The following is a 19,233-nucleotide window of genomic DNA, read 5'->3' as shown; positions in this document are numbered from 1 at the left end:
TTTCCCATTCAATTATCATCAGATCAACCAATTAATGCCTGTACACCAAATTGGCGCTCAAACAATTGTATCAAATTCATGCGCACTGACGGCTGCTTTATATCTCGTGGCTCCCAGACATGACGCATAAGAAAAAAACCCGTCAGTATAAAACCATTTATTATGTCACTAAAATCAGCAGGACGAGTCGTTCTTTGTACAAGAAACTGTGGTAGAATGAGAAGCTTTTTTTTCCAAGGTTCCCCTGCTTCTTCACAGACAGCCCGTCCAGATTTTGGTGATACGTAATGAAGCCTTTCCTGACGACCTGTTGCAGCACAACAAGATAAATCAAGACCAAAACCAAGTTCTTCAAGAAGCCGCATTTCAAAACGTACAAGCAATTCTGCATTTACAAATGGTTCATCAAAATTCTGCATAAAAAGGTGTAAAATATCATATAAAATGGGGTGTGGATCACGTTCGGGAAGAAGCCGCAAATGAAAAGCTATCAATTGCAAAGCATAAAGTGCTTCTGGTAGACAGATTAATCGTGCCGCATGTAAATCAAGAGCTTCAAGCCGAAAAAGTCCCAAATGTTCGTCTAAACGAGCCCACCATTCAGCCTCCACAAAATTTCCAGGTTGAAGAAGAGCTGCCATACGACGCGACCGCCCCCCTTTTACCACTCCCATATAACGACCATGTTCACGTGTCATAATCTCAAGAATAACACTTGTTTCACCATATTGGCGCGTACCAAGAATAACGGCTTGTTCTTTCCACTTCATTTTACTTTAATTATTTTTTAAAAATCTTATTTTAAAAAATCCAATCCCATTTCGCGATAACGTTCTGGATCGGTATCCCAATTATCGCGCACTTTCACAAAGAGAAAAAGATGAACCTTTTGATCCATAATTTCCATGAGTTCTTTACGTGCTGCTTGTCCAATCGCTTTAATTGTATCGCCTTTTGCTCCTAAGACAATTTTTTTCTGACTCTCACGCTCGACATAAATAACTTGATTAATTTTAACGGAACCATCTGAACGCTCTTCCCAGCTTTCTGTTTCAACCGTTGAGGAATAAGGAAGTTCATCATGAAGACGAAGAAAAAGTTTTTCACGCGTAATTTCAGCAGCAAGATGACGCATGGGCATATCAGAAATTTGATCTTCCGGATAATACCATGGCCCCTCCTGCATCATATTACTCAACGCATGAAGTAAATCCTTGCAACCAGAACCGTTTAGAGCAGAAATCATAAATGTTTGCGCAAACTTTACACGTTCATTTATTTTAGTGGTTAACGCTAGAAGAGATGATTTAACAACTGTATCAACCTTATTAAGAACAAGAACTTTTTCTTGTTTCAGATTGTTTACAATATCTAACATCATATCAACTTCATCCGAAAGACCATTTTGAGCGTCGATTAAAACGAGTAGAACATCAGCGCTCTTAGCCCCTCCCCAAGCAGCAGAGACCATGGCTCGTTCTAAGCGCTTATGGGGACGAAAAACACCCGGTGTATCGACCAACACAATTTGCACATCATCATGAATGACAATACCGCGGATTAAAGTTCGTGTTGTTTGTACCTTATGCGTTACAATTGAAACCTTTGTTCCAACCAATTGATTAACCAGTGTCGATTTACCGGCATTAGGCATCCCAATAAGCACAACAAACCCAGAACGCGTTTTCATAACGTCACTCATGATCATTTTTTCCCACTGTTTTCCATACACCCTCTCGTCGCAAAATTTTTTCAGCTGCCATTCTTTCGGCATATCTTTTGGAGCTTCCCTGCCCAATCTCTGAAGCAAACCCAGAAATACTGACCTCTACCATAAAAACAGGATCGTGATCGGGACCTGAACGTTTGATAACCTGATAATGTGGTTGTGCATTGCCTTGGATATGCGCCCATTCTTGTAATTCTGTCTTGGCATCACGTCGACCAGCATCCATTTTCTTTGCCCGACTTTGCCAATATTTTTGAATAAAAGGGCGAACGCTTTCCAATCCTCCATCGAGATATATCACGGCAATCAAAGCTTCCACGACATCTGCATGCATATTGATAAGTCGACGCCCCTCGAAATTTTTCATCTCAAAACCAACACGAATCATATCAGGAAGCCTCATTTCACGCGCAATATCAGCACATGTCTGCGCATTAACAAGATGATTCAAACGGACTGATAATTCACCTTCACTTGCCTGAGGAAAAAGTTGATACAGCATTTCCGCAATCAAAAGCCCTAAAACCCGATCCCCTAAAAACTCTAGTCGTTCATAATTTCCCTGTTCCGAATCTTGTACACTCGAATGTGTTAATGCCTTCGTTAACCTCTCTTCATCTTTAAAACGATGCCCCGTCAGCTTGAAAAGCTGATCAATCATGAGACGTTTCATCGTTGTTTCCTTGCTTGATAAGCGGCAAATCATGAACCGTATTTATGAAAGAAAACAAACGTTTCCAACGCACATCAAATGGCCAGCGCCAAATCTGCCAAGCACTTGAACCGTTACTGATAGAAAAGAAAATGACGCTCGCGCGACCAATAAGATTTTCTTCTGGAACATAGCCTACATCTAAACGACTATCATCTGAATTGTCGCGGTTATCTCCCATCATAAAGTAATGTCCTTGAGGAACTTCAAAAACTTTTGTATCATCAACTTTCGGGATGAAAGCTAAATCAAGTGTATCATAACTGACACCGTTAGGCATTGTCTCGCGATAAACCTCAACAGGATAGTTAACCTCTGTTATATCAGAATTATTAATCTCCCCCATAAAGTGACGTGAAACAGCCTCATCATTAATATAAAGAACACTTTGACGGACTTGTATACGATCACCTGGTAGCCCAACAACGCGTTTTATATAATCAATCTTCGGATTACTTGGTAAGCGAAAAACGACCACATCTCCACGTTGAGGTTGAGATGCCCAAATCCGTCCAGAAAAAAGAGGGGGAGAAAAGGGGATGGAAAAATGAGAATACCCATATGCATACTTAGAAACAAACAGATAATCTCCCACCAACAAAGTAGGACGCATTGAACCGGAAGGAATACTAAACGGCTGGAAAAAAAGTGTCCGAATAAACGCTGCTAAAAGCAGAGCCTGTACTAAAACAGAAATAAATTCACGAATCCCACCTTTTTTTTCTTTTTTATGCACTTTATCTTTTTGGATCATCACCAACTGCCTTCTCATCACAGATATAATTTTTTTTCATCATAATATTCAAATAACAAAAGCACAATCTCTCACGCCATCTATCCACGTGGAAGTGCTTCGATAATAATAAATGCCTGTGCCCAAGGAAAATCATCTGTTATGCTAAGATGAATAACTGCATCATGATGAGGAGGTAATAACTTTTGAAGTTGCATTTGCGCACGATTTGTTAATTGCATTATTGGTTTACCAGATGGCAAATTAACTACCCCCATGTCTTTCCAATTGATACCACAAGCGATTCCCGTTCCTAAGGCTTTAGCACATGCTTCTTTAGCAGCAAATCTTTTTGCATAGGAAGAGGAGCTTTTTTTGAGATTTTCAGATCTATTTTTTTCAATATCCGTAAAAATACGTTGGATAAAACGCTCACCATAACGAACCAACATTTTCTCAATACGTCGTATATCAACCAGATCATTTCCAAGACCAATAATCATAAGATATTAACCCGATCTTTCTCAAATTTATTTCTGTTTTAATACAGGCGATGAACGCTTCTTGAAACGCCTTTTTTTTATAATCTTTTGATATCGCTTTTGTTTAAAACGAACCGTTGCTCTGTAAACACCTATATAAGATAAACCACCAAAAACAATACCTAAAAGAGTTCCACCTAAAATCATAGGACTCATAATTGTGTCCCATGCGCCTTTAAAGAGGAGAGAGAGATTTGACAATGTCAAACCATTAAATAGAGCACGAATTTGCGAAAGAGAAATCTCTTTGACATCGCTAAAAAGTGATAAACAAAAGTACCCTACTTTATAATCAGCCATGATAATCAATAAAAATGTGAGTGGATTAGAAAAAATCGTCCCAATGATTGCGGCAGCAAAGTTTGCACGCAAAAGCCAAGAAAAAAATATTGCCAAAATAATATGCAGCCCAAAGAAAGGGGAACAAGCTAAAAAAATGCCAACAGCAACCCCTAATGCTACTTCATGCGGTGTTGCTGATATACGCAAAATACGTTTATATATGTAGCAAAATGAGCGAGAAAATGAACGACGTGGCCATAACCAAAGTCGAATACGCGTTACAAAATCTATTGGTTCTCGACGACGAAAAAGCATATGACTCTCAATATACATCTTTTGATAATGAAATAACCTATATCATCCAAATTAATCTTTTTAAGCTTTTGCACAAAAAAAAATAGAAAGACAATTAAATATTTCGACTGCCTGGTTTAATCGCTGGAAGAACAGAAAGCTCTGCAGGAAGAGCATCACTAGCATAAGAGGTTATCTCGTATTCAGCAAGCGCAATCAATGGAACTCCAACATTGACCTTACCACCAGAACGATCAAGAATACATGCACTGGCCAATACCTCTGCTCCTGCTGCAACAAGCGCTTCAACAGTCTCACGAATGGAAAGACCCGTTGTCACAATATCTTCAACAATAACAACCCGTGCACCCTTCTTGATTTCAAAACGACGCAATTCAAAGATGCCATTTACACGCTCTACCCAAAGAGAAGGAACACCAAGGTGACGTGAAGTTTCATAGGAAGGAATAAGACCGCCAATTGCGGGCCCAACAACATAATCAATTTTTTCCTCGATAGATTTTTTGATTTTTTCAGCCAATCCACGACATAACTTTTCTGTCAAGTCAGCATGCATGAATACTTTCGCTTTTTGCATATAAGTCGCACTATGGCGCCCCGATGTTAAAATAAAATGCCCTTCTAGAATAGCATCTGCTTGTTTAAAAATATCAATGACATCTTGTGTATTCATTGCTAAATCTTTCTTTTTATCCATGAACCCGCCGTACTGTACTTACTGAACCTGCCCTTTTTAATTGAGAAAAAATACGATTCAAATGTTTTAAATCCCACACTTCCAAATCAATCATAATTTCTGTAAAATCTGGTGCTGTACGGATAAAAGATAAATTTTGGATATTGGCATCGTTAGCAGAAATTATTTGTGTAATTTCAGCCAAAGAACCAGGACTATTTACAACCAAAATATTCATCCGTGCAGGAAAACGTTCATTCATTTGGGCATCAATATCCCAGCGAACATCAATCCATCGTTCTGGCTGATCATCATACGCCATCAAAGCTGAAGACTGTATTGGATAAATAACGATCCCAGCTCCTGGCTGCATAATACCAACAATCCGATCTCCAGGTACTGCTCCTTCCGGTGAAAAACGTACGGGTATATCTCCATGGGTTCCTCTAATAGGCAATGCTTTAGATTGATGATTCTCGACCTTTGCATTCTTTTCATTTTCTGGAACTTTAAAAATCATACCTTGAGCATTTTCAATATTAAACCAACCTTCTTCCCCAGGCCTAAAAGATGACTTTTGTACCACACGGTGATCTTGATAATCAGGATAAACCGCTTTAATCACATCAGCGGAAAACAGCTCTCCACGCCCAACAGCAGCCAATACATCCTCTACATCTTTACGTGCTAAACGTGGCAAAACTTTCTTCAAAAGGTCTTTTGAAAATTGCTTTCCCATATATTCAAATGAACGCTCGAGAATACGATATCCTAAACCCGAATATTGTTTACGTACCGCTGCACGACTTGCTCGTCGAATAGCTGAACGTGCTTTACCTGTGACAACAAGAAATTCCCATGCTGCTGGCGGAATTTGAGCGTGTGAGCGAATAATATCAACCTCATCACCATTTTTTAATTTGGTCATTAAAGGCATAATACGACCATTGATTTTTACACCCACACAAGAATCACCGATGTCTGTATGGACGGCATAAGCAAAATCAATAGGCGTAGCTCCTTTAGGAAAAGCAATTAATCGACCTTTCGGCGTAAAACAAAAAACTTGGTCTTGAAAAAGCTCAAGTTTTGTATGTTCTAAAAACTCTTCTGGATTATCTCCATCAGACAAAGATTGTATCGTTTGACGCAACCATGCATAGGCATTCGTTTCACTTGATAACTTCACAGTCGAATAATTGGAACCGCGCTCTTTATATATGGAATGAGCAGCAACCCCATATTCAGCAACTTCATCCATAGCAGCCGTTCTAATTTGCAACTCAACACGTTGTCTTGAAGGGCCAACAATTGTTGTATGAATAGAACGATAATCATTTTGCTTTGGTATAGAGATATAATCTTTGAAACGACCAGGAACCATTGGCCATGTCGTATGAATGACACCAAGAGCACGATAACAATCATTCACGGACTCAACAATCACACGAAATCCAAAAATATCCGATAATTGTTCAAAAGATAATGCTTTACTTTCCATTTTGCGAAAGACTGAATAAGATTTTTTCTGACGGCTTTTAACATCTGCTTTAATGCCATGCTCCAAAAAAAGTTTTGTCAATTCATTTTCAATTGTGGAAAGCAAATCACGGTTGTGTTTCAATAATTCAGAAAGTCGATTGGTAATCGTACGATAACCTTCTGGATTTAAATAAAAGAAAGAGAGATCCTCTAATTCCTCACGCATATCCTGCATACCCATACGGCCTGCAAGTGGCGCATAGATATCCATCGTCTCTTCAGCAATTCGCCGACGTTTATCATCACGCATAACACCAAGGGTACGCATATTATGAAGACGGTCAGCAAGTTTGACTAAAAGAACACGAACATCATCAGAAATAGCAATAAGAAGTTTACGAAGATTTTCTGCCTGTACGGCTTTCTTTGATACAAGATCAAGCTTATTAAGCTTTGTAAGCCCTTCAACCAACTTCCCAATTTCAGAACCAAAAAGCTGATCAATTTCTGCTCGTGTAGCGCTTGTATCTTCAATTGTATCATGCAAAAGAGCAACAGCAATCGTTGCCTCGTCCAACCGCATATCTGTCAAAATAGCAGCAACTTCTAAAGGATGAGAAAAATAAAGATCACCTGACGCACGCTTTTGATGCGCATGCTTTTTCATTGCATAATCATAGGCCCTGTTTAAAAGAGCCTCATCTACGTCAGACTTGTAACGTTGAACACGTCCAACAAGCTCACACTGACGCATCATACGAGCATATCCTTTATCTTTTCACACCCCTAATCTTTATTGAACACGTCCTATTAATAAAAGACACGAAAAATAATTGCTCCTCACATGACAAAGTATCTTTACTCCTGTAACATAAATTGCTGCAATTAATAATCGTCACTTTTTTCTGGAACAACCAAACCTTCAATACCCGCTAAAAGCTCTTCTTCTGACATATGATCAAATGAAGTACCTTCTTCTTGCGATGACGTATTAAAAACACTTTCAGCTTCACCTGAATGGGTAATAAATTCACTTGCCATTTCTGGCTCATCTACTTCCACATGCTTTTGCAGCGAATGAATAAGGTCTTCCTTTAAATCAGCAGGCGACAATGTTTCTTCTGCTATTTCACGCAAAGCAACAACTGGATTTTTATCATTATCGCGATCAACCGTAATCTGCGCTCCTTGTGAAATCTGACGCGCCCGATGACCTGCTAAAAGTACCAACTCAAAGCGGTTGTCAACTTTATCAATACAATCTTCTACCGTTACGCGGGCCATTTATGCCTCTTTCTCAAATAAAAAAATTTAATAGCGGATAAAGGAGTATATACAATAATCAAAATAAAACACAAGAAAAACAACACAAACTTTTATATTTTTTGATTAAAGAACTTATTTAAGAAAATTCTTGGAAAATTTATAAAAATGTATAACCTATTCATGCTCGTTATCAAAGTTTCTCTTAAAAGCATTCCAATAGATTGACTTCAAACAAAGGACGGTCTTTCTTGACAAAATACTTGTCTGGAGTATTCATCCTTTTAAAAGGAATACCAGCTATTTAAAATCCTTTGCAATAACGGCAGCCTTACGCATACTTTTTATGATAATATCTTTATCTAAAGAGAAAACTTTTTTTCTTTGAACATCATGTGTATTGCACTCTTATTCATCGAATAAATTACTGAAAGATGACCTCTTACACAATAATTAGCAATAAGTTTATATTAAACTTTCTTCTAAAAAAGTTTATTTATATTCATTATAGATTGTTTATCAAAACATAACCCGTCATATACGCTATAAAAGACTCAAAAAAATAGAAAAACGATTGATGCCTAACACCATGAATAGCCAATTAACATCACTTTGCCCAGAACCACCCCAAAATTGCAATTTATGTCCTAGGCTTCATCAATTTATCGCTGGCTGGCGTGTAAAAGAACCAAGTTGGTATAACGCACCGGTGCGCCCATTCTTTCCTCATAAAGGGCCAGACACAACACGCCTTCTTATTGTTGGGCTTGCTCCTGGATTGCGCGGAGCAAATCGAACTGGACGTCCATTTACTGGTGATTATGCTGGGCACTTACTTTATTCAACTTTAAAAAAGTTTGGTTTTGCCCAAGGAACCTTTGAAGAAAGAGCAGACGATACTCTTGAACTTATTGATGCAGCAATCGTTAACTCTGTTCGTTGCGTTCCACCAGAAAATAAACCCACCGGTGCAGAAATTAACACGTGCCGCTATTTCTTTTCACCTCTTTTAACAAATCTTCCCAAACTTAAAGCCGTTATTACCTTAGGCACCATTGCGCACCATTCAACGATACGTGCCCTTAATGCAAAAGTTTTATCTCACCCTTTTGGACATGGTGAAATCAATAACATCGGCAGATTACGCATCTTTTCGAGCTATCACTGTTCTCGTTATAATACAAATACTGGGCGCTTGACAGACGCCATGTTTCACCAAATCTTTCAAGCAGCAAAAACATACTTAGATCAATGCTAAAACTGTTTTAAAAAGTGCTATAAATAAAGAATATCGAAATTGCATCCATCATCCATATCTTTTTAAAAGTCTTGCTTTTTCACGTCCCCAATCACGTTTTTTTTCCGTTTCGCGCTTATCATGAAGCTTTTTCCCCCGCGCTAGAGCGATCTCCAACTTAACGCGCCCTCGTTCATTAAAATAAAGTTTGAGAGGAACAAGTGTCATTCCTTCACGAGACGTTGCATTAAAAAAACGTGCCATCTCACGTTTTGAAAGTAATAATTTGCGCAAACGTCGTGGTTCATGATTAAAACGATTAGCCTGCGTATATTCAGGAATATAGCTGTTTACTAACCATAATTCCCCATTCTCAAAACTCGCATAGCTTTCAGCAATATTGGCATGATTAGAACGTAAGGACTTCACTTCCGCTCCCTGAAGGACAAGACCAGCCTCGAGATTATTAAGGATTTCAAAATTAAAACGTGCTTTACGATTGTCAGCAATTATTTTCCGTACGGGCGCGTTCTTTTTTTTATTCATGGCTTTGTCAATATCATTTTATGCTTTTAAAAGACCAGCATGACTGAGGGCTGCATCAATAATCTTCTTTGTTCTTTCTGTTAATGGAACAATAGGAGAACGCACAGTATCACCACAAAATCCTAATTTTGCAGCAGCATATTTAATACCTGCCGGACTAGGTTCAATAAACACAGCACGATTAAGAGGCATCAAGCGATCATTTAATTCTCGTGCTGTTTTATAATCACCACGAAAACAAGCTGCTTGAAGTTCTGCACAAAGCTTCGGAGCAACATTGGAGGAAACTGAAATACACCCCATACCTCCATGTGCATTAAAACCTAACGCCGTACAATCATCACCGGAAAGCTGCACAAAATCTTTTCCACACTTTTCACTTTGTTCACTAACGCGCTCAATTCTGCTCGTTGCATCCTTAACACCAATGATATTGTTAAAATCTTGATAAAGGTCTTTCATCGTTTCTACAGCCATATCGATAATAGAACGACCAGGAATATTATAAATTATAATCGGAATAGAAACAGCTTTGGCAATGGAAGAAAAATGCTTGTATAAACCAGATTGATTTGGTTTATTATAATAGGGAGTGACAACCAAAACTGCATCTGCACCAGCTTTTTGCGCGTATTGTGCAAGCTCTACAGCCTCGCTTGTGCTATTTGATCCCGCTCCAGCAACAACAGGAACACGCTTTGCAACCTGCTCAACACACAATTCTATAATCCGCTTATGTTCTTCATGACTTAACGTTGCTGATTCACCTGTTGTCCCAACAGGGCTTACACCGTTAATCCCTTGTGTGATCTGCCATTCAACAAAATCACAAAACGCCTTCTCATCAATTGCGCCCTTGTTATCAAACGGTGTGATAAGCGCAGTTATAGCTCCCTTGAGCATGATAAACTCCCTATAATGTTTGCTTTTATTTTTTTATAATCGCCTTTTATAAATTTTAAATAGAGCATAATCTTGCTCTATCATTGAAGCAAGATGAATTTCAAAAAAAGCCCTCATAAGATGAAAATGCCCCTCCTTAAATGTTGAACAGTTCTTTAAAATAAGCCGTCTATATTAACGCGTTTTTCACGCTTGTGTCCTATAAATCCTTAAGTTTTTACAAAAAGCAAGGTCTCAAGGTCTTTTCTCTATGCGTGTATTCTCCACCTCTCTTTTCGTATCAACCTTTACTGCACTTATACTGGCAATAAGAATTTTATTTTCAAGTGCATACGCGCAAACACCCCTTTTGCAAGGGAAAGCGCCAATCCCTTTGGTTCGCCCTACTCCCTTTACCACAAAAGAAGCTCAAGACTCTCTTCAACAGATACACACGACATCACACAATACTGCTACACTTCAGCAACTGAAAGCTGGGCTAGATGCACTAGCAAACAACAATATTGCAAAAACAATAAATCTTCGTAATTCAATGGAAAAACATAGCCTTGATCGTCATATTTTGACATGGGCGCTGGGGGTATCAAACCAAGCGAATATACCAAGTTCTGAAATATTTAATGCAATCAACATGCTAAAAGGATGGCCAGGTATAGAAACGATGCAACGCAATGCTGAACGTGCTTTTCTTAACGAAACCAACGTTACACGCGCAATCATCCAAAAATTTTCTCATCACCCGCCCCAAACAGCACAAGGGATGGCTCTCTTCGCTAAAGCACTTATCGAAACCAGACAAACCACTCGTGCTCAACACATTATTGCTCCATGGTGGCATAAAACACAACTCAGTGCAAAAGAAGAAGTATTTGTTCTTAAAAATGCAAGCGCTGCATTAAAACCTATTGATCATTTGAAACGCATGCAGTTTATGCTGTATGCACATCGTTTTGATTCAGCAGCACGCGTTGCAAAATTAGCCCATGCTCAATCTCTTTTTAATGCTTTTGTGGCCGTTGAAAAAAATGATCCTAGAGCTACACAAAAATTAAAAGCTGTAGAGAGATCATGGCAAAAAGATCCTCTTTTTCAGTTTGCTCGAATACGCCATCTTCGACGAACAGAGCAATATGATGCAGCCGCAGCACTCATGATGAAAACATCAAACGATGCATTTCGCCTTATGAACCCTCATTCATTGTGGAAAGAACAACGCGCCCTTTCTCGTGAAATGCTCGATTTAAACAAACCAAAAATTGCTTATCAACTCGTTGCAACGCACACTGGTATAACATCTGCATTAGCCGTCGATGCTGAGTTTCATGCAGGATGGTATGCACTACGGTTTCTTCATAACCCTAAATTAGCAATGCAGCATTTTTCACGTATTCCTCAACTCTCTTCTTTACCTTTTTATGCATCACGTGGATATTACTGGATGGGACGAACAGCAGAAACGCTAAAAGAACATCAAAATGCCCAGCAATACTTTCATCGTGCAGCTCATTTTGGTGCAACTTACTATGGTCAATTAGCCGCTGCACGACTCAACCAACAAAAGCTTAAAGTTTTCTTTCCCAAACCAACAACCGCTGAGCGACAACATTTTAGTGCACGAAAAGCGATCAAAGCAATTCAACGTCTTGAAGCAGCCGGCTATGCTGATTTTGCTAAAATTTTTTATAGAGAGCTCGGAAAAAGAATAGAAAGCCCCGGTGAATTAGCTCTTCTGGCTGTTATGGCAGAAAAAAATGGAGACTATTATACCAGCCTCAAAATTGGAAAAATGGCTGCTTTTCAGGGAAAAAATGTTGGTGCACTCTCTCATCCTCTGGGAGCTATACCAGCTTCTGCTAATATTTCTGTAGAAGAAAAATCGCTTATCTATGCCATTGCACGCCAAGAAAGCGAATTTAATCCAACAGCCATATCAAAAGCAGGTGCACAAGGTATACTCCAATTGCTTCCTACAACAGCAAAAGCACTGGCAAAAAAATACTCAATCGCATGGTCTCCTAAAAAATTTAGCAGTGATGCTCATTATAATGCAACATTAGGTGCCCATTTTCTCAATGAACAATTAGAACGTTTTAATGGATCCTATATACTAACTCTTATTGGCTATAATGCGGGTCCCCGTCGAGTCAATGAATGGATAAAACGTTATGGCGATCCTCGAGGACAATCTCTCGATAACGTCATTGATTGGATTGAACGTATTCCTTATACAGAAACACGTAATTACGTGATGCGTGTCATGGAAAATTATGGTGTCTACAAAGCAAGACTCACTGGGAAAATAGATATAAAAACCGACCTGCTTTCTGGTCGACGGAAATAATATGCCTTAACTTCCCAAATAGCATTTGAAAGCATTCATAAGAAGTGTTTTTATTCCTTTTTAAATAGTACCCACATACCAGCCTTCTTATGATGTATAAGCAAGTAATTTTAATTGATTCAGTATCAATAAATTCAAAATAAGAAAACCCTGCGCTATTCGGGTCTTTTATTCTAAATACAAAATGATGACTTATCATTATAAATCAACATGTCATACAAATAGTTCATTTCTTCTCAACATAAACGACAATATCATAGAGATTACAAATATAAGAGAAGAGTGAAACAAATAGCTCATCCTTTTACTGTTGCTTATTAGTCAATATTCAAATCTTGTGAAACAGCATATTTTAAAACTATTTTTTTCTGCTTATAACATTTCTATACCAAATAGAGAGTAGGTTGTTATATATATCGTTTGGATTATCTCTGATAACAGAAAGACAAACTCATTGAGTTAGAAAGCCTTAAAGACAAACAATTTTCTTCTGCCCCTTCCCTTTCATTCGGTTTTACGACTTTTAAATATGTCAATATCTTTTAATGATGAAGATGAAGCTTTGCTTTTTGTTTTTCTCATTTTTACATATAAGTTCACATCCTTCACACAAAAACAGAGCATCCCAAAATAGTATGTTTTTCTTATTGATATTCTTGTTTTATTTTAATGTTTCTAAGTCTATTTCACAACGGTGTATCTGGAAAGTACTTACGAAAATCCTCTCACGAACGGTATAAAAATCGATTAGATACGATTAACCTTTACTTAATTACTTAATAAAAGCTATAGCTCTATCATCCCATAACTCCCAATGTTGCAACAACCCTTTCATTTAGAGCATTCATAAGAAGTATATTCGCTGCTTTTTAGAAGTTTTTATTCATGCTCCCCCCTCAACTTATATCATAAGTAAGCGAATGGTTTTGATTAATTCAACGTCAAAAAAATTAGAACAAACTATATTTTAACTTTCATTAAAATTATAAACAATCATTATAAATCAATATATTATAAGAAAATCGCCCCGCATAAGAAATCAGCTAAATATTAGGGATACTCTGATTGTTTTATTCACTTTTGATGGTGGTGGTGGTGGAAAAGAACCAATGCGTTGAAGTGCCGCCATCGCTAATCGATCAAGTTCCGGATCACCAGCAGAGACTGCTACACGACTAGAAAAAATACTCCCCTGCTCATGTACCATAAATTCTAACTTCACCGTTCCTTTTGTATGACTGGTACGCTGTCCCACAATATAATTTTTTTGCCTTTCTAATTGTGACTGTACCTTTGCTAACCACTCCATTAACAACATATCTTCAGTCCCTGCTGTACCACCGCCCTTATTGGTGGAAGAAGAACGTACCGCCTTTGTATTGGAGCGCTTTACTACAGCCTTTGGCATCGGTATTGTTTTTTTGATAAACGCTTTATGCTCCACTTTTTGAGGAAGGGGGTCTTCTAAAGACTTTAAGTCATCCTGTTCTACTATATGCTGAGGTTCTTGCGATTGAACTTCATCCACGGATTGCAATCCTTCTAACTCCTGCTCTAGGAGATCAGACTGTAATACTTCTGGCTCTGTATTAATATCCGACTCTGTATGAATATCTGGCAAATCTGTATCAACATCCGGATATACAGTTTCTTGCGCAAAAGTCAGCATAATCTCCGACGAGAGCAAGCCATTACTTACACCAATACTTTGAAAATAAAACTGCGCTCCCAATAATACATGCAAAAAGAAAGCTCCAACAAATGCACCAATCCAAAGAGTTAATAATTGCTTCGTATTTGCAAAATTCATCGTTTTTTCTGCCACTATTTTAAGCTTAATATTGGTGTTCAATCTCATTAAAACAGGCTATTTTGAAATTGCAACTTTTTTCTTGACTGATTTTGTCATGTTTAATATGGTTTTCCAGTGATTTTGTGTTGTTTTCAAAATCATTTCTACTTGGCTGGCAAGTTTTAATCAGCGGGTCCAGCCTTTTTGTATGTAAATAAAATTTCAAAACAGAGAGGGGACGTTAAAAGGGTTGTGATGTGTTATGCAAATAAGACGAAAAAATATCTATAAAAGCTGTGTGATTTTAAGTGCATTATCGGTCTGTATACCTTCATTTGTTTTCGCACGAAGTAATGATGGAGCTTCTGTCACTGAACTCAAACCAATTGTTATTGAAGAGAAAAAAATAGGGGTGGCCTTGGATTCGGTCACTATTCTGACGAGTCGAAAAACCGCGAAAGATATTAGTGAAAAACAAATAACTGATGCCTATGATATTAATCGCCTTGATCCATCCGTATCCTATAACCCAGGGAATAACAGTTTTGTCATTCGTGGTTTAGAGGCAAGCCGTATTCTTACAACAATGGATGGTATCGTTCTTCCATGGTTGGACGATATATTCCGCGGAAATAGTGGTAACACAACGTTTGATTTTGGTGCACTTTCCACACTTGATATTATTCAAGGATCGGATTCTAGCCTTTATGGATCTGGTGCGCTAGGAGGAATTGTTGCTTTGCGTACCCTTGATCCTGAAGATCTTATCACAGAAGGAAAAAATTGGGGTGGTCTTATAAAAGGTGGTTATCATTCTGTTGATAATAGTTGGCACGTAGATCAAGCTGTTGCAATGCGTGCTCAACAAACGTTTTTGCTTTTCCAAGGTTCTTATGCGGAAGGTCATGAGCGCAAAAATATGGGAACCTTAGAAGGCTATGGAGAGCGCACACGTAAAAACCCTGCTCATTTTGATCAAAATAATTTGCTCTTTAAAATTCACCAATACCTTGATGATAATCACCGACTTGGTTTTACCGCCGAGCGTTTTGGTCACACCATTGATACACATTCATTGAATGCGTCTAAAAGATATGCTCCAGGTTCCGTTTATGATAAGGACGACAAACTCCGTGAACGCCTTTCTCTTTCTTATGACTATAATGGCAATGAAGATGCACTTTTTGATGCATTTCGTGGGCAGATTTATTGGCAAAGACAGTCAAATCGTCATATTCTGACCGGATTTCGTGTTAGGGCCCCCAAAGGGGATTTTTTGAGAGATAATTTTTTGCGTAATACTAATTATGGTATCAATGCTAACGCTCTCAAGAAAGTTCATATTGGCACTGTAGATCATACGTTAAAGATTGCCACTAATGTTTTATCATCTAAATTTCATCATTATTTGTTAGGGAAAGATAATTGTCATTTGGCGGAAAATGCACGGGGCTGTCTCTTTGTACCCGCTAATCGGTCAGATTCACCAGATGCGAATGGCTATAATTTGGGTTTTGTTTTCGAAGATGAAATTGGCTTTGCTGATAACCATTTCCGTATAACACCTGGAGTTCGTTATGATTGGTTTAAATATATCCCTCAAAAAACGTCCTCTTATGAGAAAGCTCTGATTTCTGACAAATTTCCTCCAGAAAGAAATGGTTCACGTTTTTCTCCCAAATTACGTATGGAGCTGGATGTTCGTAATCAAGTAACACTTTATGCTCAATGGGCGCAAGCTTTTCGTGCACCACGTATTCCAGAACTTTATGTCTCTTATATAAAACCCTCTGCTTATTATGTGAAGGGAAACCCTGATCTTAAAGCAGAAACAAGCAATGGATATGATGTTGGTATAAGGTATGGAAATGGAAATTTCGGCGGTTCAGTCAGTGCCTTTTTCAATCAATACAAGGACTTCATAGATACTATAGATAAAGGGCCATCAGAGGAATTCAAATTTGCGCGTCGCCATTACATAAATCGTGCGAATGTGCGTATTTATGGTGCTGAAGCCAAAATACATTTGGCTCTTAATGGTGGATTCCATAGCAATTTTGCTCTTGCCTATTCGCAAGGAAAAGATCTTGATAAAGATGAATATCTTAACTCAATTCCATCTTTAAAAGCGATTGTTGGGATCGGATATGCAAAAGAAATCTGGGGAGCAGACGTTGTTCTTACCTCATCTGCCAAACGCGATAAAGTTGCTAAGGAATCGGACTATCAAAAAATTCCAGGTTATAATATTATTGATGTGTCAGGTTGGTTGAAGCCATTTGGTGAAAAGGGTCCTGTTATAAGGGCTGGTGTTTATAATCTGTTCAATCAAAAATATTGGAATGTATCAGATCTTCCTTCCGGTGAAAGCTCAACGCCGAAGGATTATTATACTCAGCCTGGTCGCAACTTTAAAGTTTCGTTCGTGCAAAAATTTTAGTTACTTTTGTTAACCATTAGATCAATTAAAAAGGTTAGATCGATAAAGAATAAGTCATTGTGTTTCTGTTCTTCTTGTTCTCTAAACAACAGATTTTGAGGTTTACGCTTTAGCTTTTTGCAATTTATCGGTTTTTATTGTTCTACTGTTAATAAAAAAAGGGCTTATTTGGTAGTAGGTTGAACCATTAGTTGATAGTGGTTCGACTTACTGTCTTTGAGTTGAAAAATTAAACAATTAACCCTCAAACAGGTAACATAAGGATAAGCCCATGTCATACACAGCCGAAATGATTATTCGCTTGCGTGAAGAAAAAAAAGAGATGCGTAACCGCGATTTCGCGGACTCTATTGGTATATCCGAAGCAGAACTCATTGCGGCTTATTGTACAATTGGAAAAGCAAAAAAACTACGCGCTGATGTCGCTACTCTCTTGGAAAATGCTCCTAAACTTGGCACAGTTATGGCATTGACACGGAATGATAATGCTGTCCATGAAATAACAGGATGTTTTGAGAAAATTGTTCAAAGCCAGCATATCCCGATAACACTCGGTGAAATTGACTTGCGTATTTTTTCAAAAAAATGGAAGTTTGGTTTCGAGCATGATGTGATTATTCTCGGAACACCTATGAAAAGTTTGCAATTCTTTGATCAATATGGCATTGCCATTTTCAAACTCTATTCTAAAGACGCAACAAATATGGATGAATGGGCTGCACTTGTTGAAAAGTTGCTTCATGACGATCAATCACCTGTACTTGATATTTCTCCCGTTCTTACTCCAGTACAATGTGATACGACAAAGCTGGATGTTGAAAAGTTCCGAGATCGTTGGCGCCAGATGACTGATGTGCATCAACTTCATGAGATTATTTCTGAACTGAAAATTAATCGACATGATGCTGTAAAACATGTCGGAAATGAGTTTGCCGATGAGTTAAAAATAGAAGCTGTTGAAATGATGCTCAGACAAGTTGCACAACAAGAGTTACCAATTATGTGTTTTGTTGGTAATAAAGGATGTATTCAAATTTTCACTGGGCAAGTAAAGAACATTAAGCAAATGGGACCTTGGCTTAATGTTCTCGATCAGAAATTTCACCTCCATTTACTCGTTTCTGGATTTTATAAGGTATGGCGTGTTCGCAAGCCTACGATTGATGGGTATGTCAGCTCACTTGAAGTTTTCGATAAAGCTGATGAGATGGTTATTCAATTCTTTGGCGTACGCAAGGAGGGACAAAAAGAACGTGACGATTGGCGCTCTTTATTGAATAGTTTGCCATCATGCCAAGAAAACAGCAGTAACTAAGATAAGGTAAGGTTGGACATGTTCGTATCTCTTTTACATAGGTTATCAAACCTTTTTCTTATGTGTTTACTGCTCTCTCTTACTTGTTTTTCTAAACAAGTAATTGCTGAACCTGCAACGCGTTTTCCTGAAAATGCTCGAATTGTTTCTATCGGCGGAGCACTTACAGAAATTGTCTATGCATTAGGAGCCCAAGATCAACTTGTCGCCCGTGATAGTACAAGTGTCTACCCACAAGAAGCGCTCAAGCTTCCTGTGCTTGGATATATGCGTGCTCTTTCACCTGAGGGTGTTTTATCACTTGCTCCAGAGGGTATATTGCTTGTTGAAGGAAGCGGTCCCGCTTCAACAATTGATATTCTCAAAAAAACATCGATACCTCTGGTGATCATACCAGAAGACTACTCCCGTGAAAATGTGATAGAAAAGATTCGCCTCGTTGGTCAAGCCATTCATCGGGAAGTGCAAGCCGCGGCGTTAATTGAGAAATTGAAGCGTAATTTTTTAGACAACGATGCGCTTTTGGCGAAAGTAACAAGACCAAAGCGTGTTCTTTTTGTTTTCTCTGTGCAAAATGGACGCGTCATGGCATCTGGAACAGGTACTGCAGCTGATAGTATGATAAAACTTTCAGGCGCTATCAATGCTATCACCGATTATAAAGGATATAAACTTCTCAACGGCGAAGCGTTATTGAAATCAGATCCCGATGTTATCTTACTTGTAAAACATGGTGCAAGATCAACCAGCATTGATAAGATTTTAGCCATACCGGCAGTTCAAGCAACAACTGCAGCAAAAAATCATGCCATAAAACAGATGGATGCCATGTATTTTTTGGGATTTGGTCCACGCACTGCAGACGCATCAAGAGAGCTTATTGAGATACTTTATGGTGCAAATCAAAACGGTAAGAGCTGATAAA

Annotated in this window: 17 protein-coding genes; 5 read left to right on the top strand and 12 right to left on the bottom strand. The window is 38.3% G+C overall.

Going from position 1 to position 19,233, the window contains the following annotated elements; all coding sequences use genetic code 11:
• Positions 1-23: 23 nt before the first annotated feature.
• From recO to rpoZ, 9 genes are all read right to left on the bottom strand, one after another.
• A complete protein-coding gene (recO, locus tag ACFILD_RS04185; protein ID WP_375631707.1) occupies positions 24-770 on the bottom strand; it encodes a DNA repair protein RecO in 747 nt (248 codons plus the stop codon).
• A 26-nt stretch (positions 771-796) separates the two neighbouring features.
• Positions 797-1,702: a GTPase Era gene (gene era, locus ACFILD_RS04180; protein ID WP_273791098.1), complete on the bottom strand. Its 906-nt coding sequence runs from the start codon at positions 1,700-1,702 to the stop codon at positions 797-799.
• Entirely contained in the window at positions 1,695-2,402 is a 708-nt protein-coding gene (rnc, locus tag ACFILD_RS04175) for a ribonuclease III (protein WP_273791099.1), read from the bottom strand. Before rnc ends, era begins: the two co-directional genes overlap by 8 nt.
• Positions 2,383-3,195, bottom strand: coding sequence for a signal peptidase I (gene lepB, locus ACFILD_RS04170; protein WP_273791100.1), 813 nt, complete (start codon positions 3,193-3,195; stop codon positions 2,383-2,385). The genes rnc and lepB overlap by 20 nt, the downstream gene beginning before the upstream one ends.
• Before the next feature lie 80 nt (positions 3,196-3,275).
• Positions 3,276-3,677 carry a holo-ACP synthase gene (gene acpS, locus ACFILD_RS04165; protein ID WP_273791101.1) on the bottom strand — a complete coding sequence of 134 codons (402 nt, stop codon included), beginning with the start codon at positions 3,675-3,677 and terminating at the stop codon, positions 3,276-3,278.
• A 27-nt stretch (positions 3,678-3,704) separates the two neighbouring features.
• Positions 3,705-4,313, bottom strand: coding sequence for a DUF2062 domain-containing protein (locus ACFILD_RS04160; protein WP_375659936.1), 609 nt, complete (start codon positions 4,311-4,313; stop codon positions 3,705-3,707).
• Between the two features lie 94 nt (positions 4,314-4,407).
• Positions 4,408-4,986, bottom strand: coding sequence for an orotate phosphoribosyltransferase (gene pyrE / locus ACFILD_RS04155; RefSeq protein ID WP_273791120.1), 579 nt, complete (start codon positions 4,984-4,986; stop codon positions 4,408-4,410).
• A gap of 16 nt (positions 4,987-5,002) precedes the next feature.
• Positions 5,003-7,228, bottom strand: coding sequence for a RelA/SpoT family protein (locus tag ACFILD_RS04150; RefSeq protein ID WP_375664809.1), 2,226 nt, complete (start codon positions 7,226-7,228; stop codon positions 5,003-5,005).
• 128 nt (positions 7,229-7,356) lie between these two features.
• Complete coding sequence (gene rpoZ / locus ACFILD_RS04145; protein ID WP_273791104.1) at positions 7,357-7,755, bottom strand: DNA-directed RNA polymerase subunit omega; 399 nt, start codon at positions 7,753-7,755, stop codon at positions 7,357-7,359.
• Between the two features lie 568 nt (positions 7,756-8,323).
• Between rpoZ and ACFILD_RS04140 the strand changes: the two genes are divergently transcribed.
• The gene (locus ACFILD_RS04140) at positions 8,324-8,992 is read left to right on the top strand and encodes a uracil-DNA glycosylase (RefSeq protein WP_273791121.1); all 669 of its coding nucleotides are present in this window, start codon (positions 8,324-8,326) and stop codon (positions 8,990-8,992) included.
• 48 nt (positions 8,993-9,040) lie between these two features.
• Here the strand turns inward: ACFILD_RS04140 and smpB are convergent, their stop codons facing one another.
• Positions 9,041-9,517, bottom strand: coding sequence for an SsrA-binding protein SmpB (gene smpB, locus ACFILD_RS04135; protein WP_012231306.1), 477 nt, complete (start codon positions 9,515-9,517; stop codon positions 9,041-9,043).
• 18 nt (positions 9,518-9,535) lie between these two features.
• The gene (dapA, locus tag ACFILD_RS04130; protein WP_273791105.1) at positions 9,536-10,420 is read right to left on the bottom strand and encodes a 4-hydroxy-tetrahydrodipicolinate synthase; all 885 of its coding nucleotides are present in this window, start codon (positions 10,418-10,420) and stop codon (positions 9,536-9,538) included.
• Between the two features lie 250 nt (positions 10,421-10,670).
• Here dapA and ACFILD_RS04125 point away from each other — a divergent pair, with 250 nt between their 5' ends.
• Positions 10,671-12,761: a lytic transglycosylase domain-containing protein gene (locus tag ACFILD_RS04125; RefSeq protein WP_375664808.1), complete on the top strand. Its 2,091-nt coding sequence runs from the start codon at positions 10,671-10,673 to the stop codon at positions 12,759-12,761.
• A gap of 1,039 nt (positions 12,762-13,800) precedes the next feature.
• Here the strand turns inward: ACFILD_RS04125 and ACFILD_RS04120 are convergent.
• Complete coding sequence (locus tag ACFILD_RS04120; protein ID WP_375630892.1) at positions 13,801-14,571, bottom strand: energy transducer TonB; 771 nt, start codon at positions 14,569-14,571, stop codon at positions 13,801-13,803.
• A 244-nt stretch (positions 14,572-14,815) separates the two neighbouring features.
• Between ACFILD_RS04120 and ACFILD_RS04115 the strand changes: the two genes are divergently transcribed.
• The 3 genes from ACFILD_RS04115 (at position 14,816) to ACFILD_RS04105 (ending at position 19,229) form a co-directional block, all read left to right on the top strand.
• Positions 14,816-16,993, top strand: a complete 2,178-nt coding sequence (locus tag ACFILD_RS04115) for a TonB-dependent hemoglobin/transferrin/lactoferrin family receptor (protein WP_375664050.1) — start codon at positions 14,816-14,818, stop codon at positions 16,991-16,993.
• A gap of 271 nt (positions 16,994-17,264) precedes the next feature.
• Positions 17,265-18,308, top strand: coding sequence for a hemin-degrading factor (locus ACFILD_RS04110; protein WP_375663394.1), 1,044 nt, complete (start codon positions 17,265-17,267; stop codon positions 18,306-18,308).
• Between the two features lie 18 nt (positions 18,309-18,326).
• Positions 18,327-19,229 (top strand): hemin ABC transporter substrate-binding protein, encoded by a 903-nt coding sequence (locus ACFILD_RS04105; protein WP_375657730.1) that lies wholly within the window; start codon positions 18,327-18,329, stop codon positions 19,227-19,229.
• Positions 19,230-19,233 lie beyond the last annotated feature (4 nt).

It is taken from the genome of Bartonella sp. CL162QHHD, assembly GCF_042195435.1.
Lineage (GTDB): Bacteria > Pseudomonadota > Alphaproteobacteria > Rhizobiales > Rhizobiaceae > Bartonella.
The sequence above is the reverse complement of the archived record's forward strand: the minus strand, read 5'-3'. Positions and strand labels throughout refer to the sequence as shown.

What these genes read in the sequence shown, in the direction of transcription:
- recO (WP_375631707.1), bottom strand. Translation starts at nt 770, where the DNA reads ATGAAGTGGAAAGAACAAGCCGTTATTCTTGGTACGCGCCAATATGGT.
- era (WP_273791098.1), bottom strand. Translation starts at nt 1,702, where the DNA reads ATGAGTGACGTTATGAAAACGCGTTCTGGGTTTGTTGTGCTTATTGGG.
- rnc (WP_273791099.1), bottom strand. Translation starts at nt 2,402, where the DNA reads ATGAAACGTCTCATGATTGATCAGCTTTTCAAGCTGACGGGGCATCGT.
- lepB (WP_273791100.1), bottom strand. Translation starts at nt 3,195, where the DNA reads ATGATCCAAAAAGATAAAGTGCATAAAAAAGAAAAAAAAGGTGGGATT.
- acpS (WP_273791101.1), bottom strand. Translation starts at nt 3,677, where the DNA reads ATGATTATTGGTCTTGGAAATGATCTGGTTGATATACGACGTATTGAG.
- ACFILD_RS04160 (WP_375659936.1), bottom strand. Translation starts at nt 4,313, where the DNA reads ATGCTTTTTCGTCGTCGAGAACCAATAGATTTTGTAACGCGTATTCGA.
- pyrE (WP_273791120.1), bottom strand. Translation starts at nt 4,986, where the DNA reads ATGAATACACAAGATGTCATTGATATTTTTAAACAAGCAGATGCTATT.
- ACFILD_RS04150 (WP_375664809.1), bottom strand. Translation starts at nt 7,228, where the DNA reads ATGATGCGTCAGTGTGAGCTTGTTGGACGTGTTCAACGTTACAAGTCT.
- rpoZ (WP_273791104.1), bottom strand. Translation starts at nt 7,755, where the DNA reads ATGGCCCGCGTAACGGTAGAAGATTGTATTGATAAAGTTGACAACCGC.
- ACFILD_RS04140 (WP_273791121.1), top strand. Translation starts at nt 8,324, where the DNA reads ATGAATAGCCAATTAACATCACTTTGCCCAGAACCACCCCAAAATTGC.
- smpB (WP_012231306.1), bottom strand. Translation starts at nt 9,517, where the DNA reads ATGAATAAAAAAAAGAACGCGCCCGTACGGAAAATAATTGCTGACAAT.
- dapA (WP_273791105.1), bottom strand. Translation starts at nt 10,420, where the DNA reads ATGCTCAAGGGAGCTATAACTGCGCTTATCACACCGTTTGATAACAAG.
- ACFILD_RS04125 (WP_375664808.1), top strand. Translation starts at nt 10,671, where the DNA reads ATGCGTGTATTCTCCACCTCTCTTTTCGTATCAACCTTTACTGCACTT.
- ACFILD_RS04120 (WP_375630892.1), bottom strand. Translation starts at nt 14,571, where the DNA reads ATGAATTTTGCAAATACGAAGCAATTATTAACTCTTTGGATTGGTGCA.
- ACFILD_RS04115 (WP_375664050.1), top strand. Translation starts at nt 14,816, where the DNA reads ATGCAAATAAGACGAAAAAATATCTATAAAAGCTGTGTGATTTTAAGT.
- ACFILD_RS04110 (WP_375663394.1), top strand. Translation starts at nt 17,265, where the DNA reads ATGTCATACACAGCCGAAATGATTATTCGCTTGCGTGAAGAAAAAAAA.
- ACFILD_RS04105 (WP_375657730.1), top strand. Translation starts at nt 18,327, where the DNA reads ATGTTCGTATCTCTTTTACATAGGTTATCAAACCTTTTTCTTATGTGT.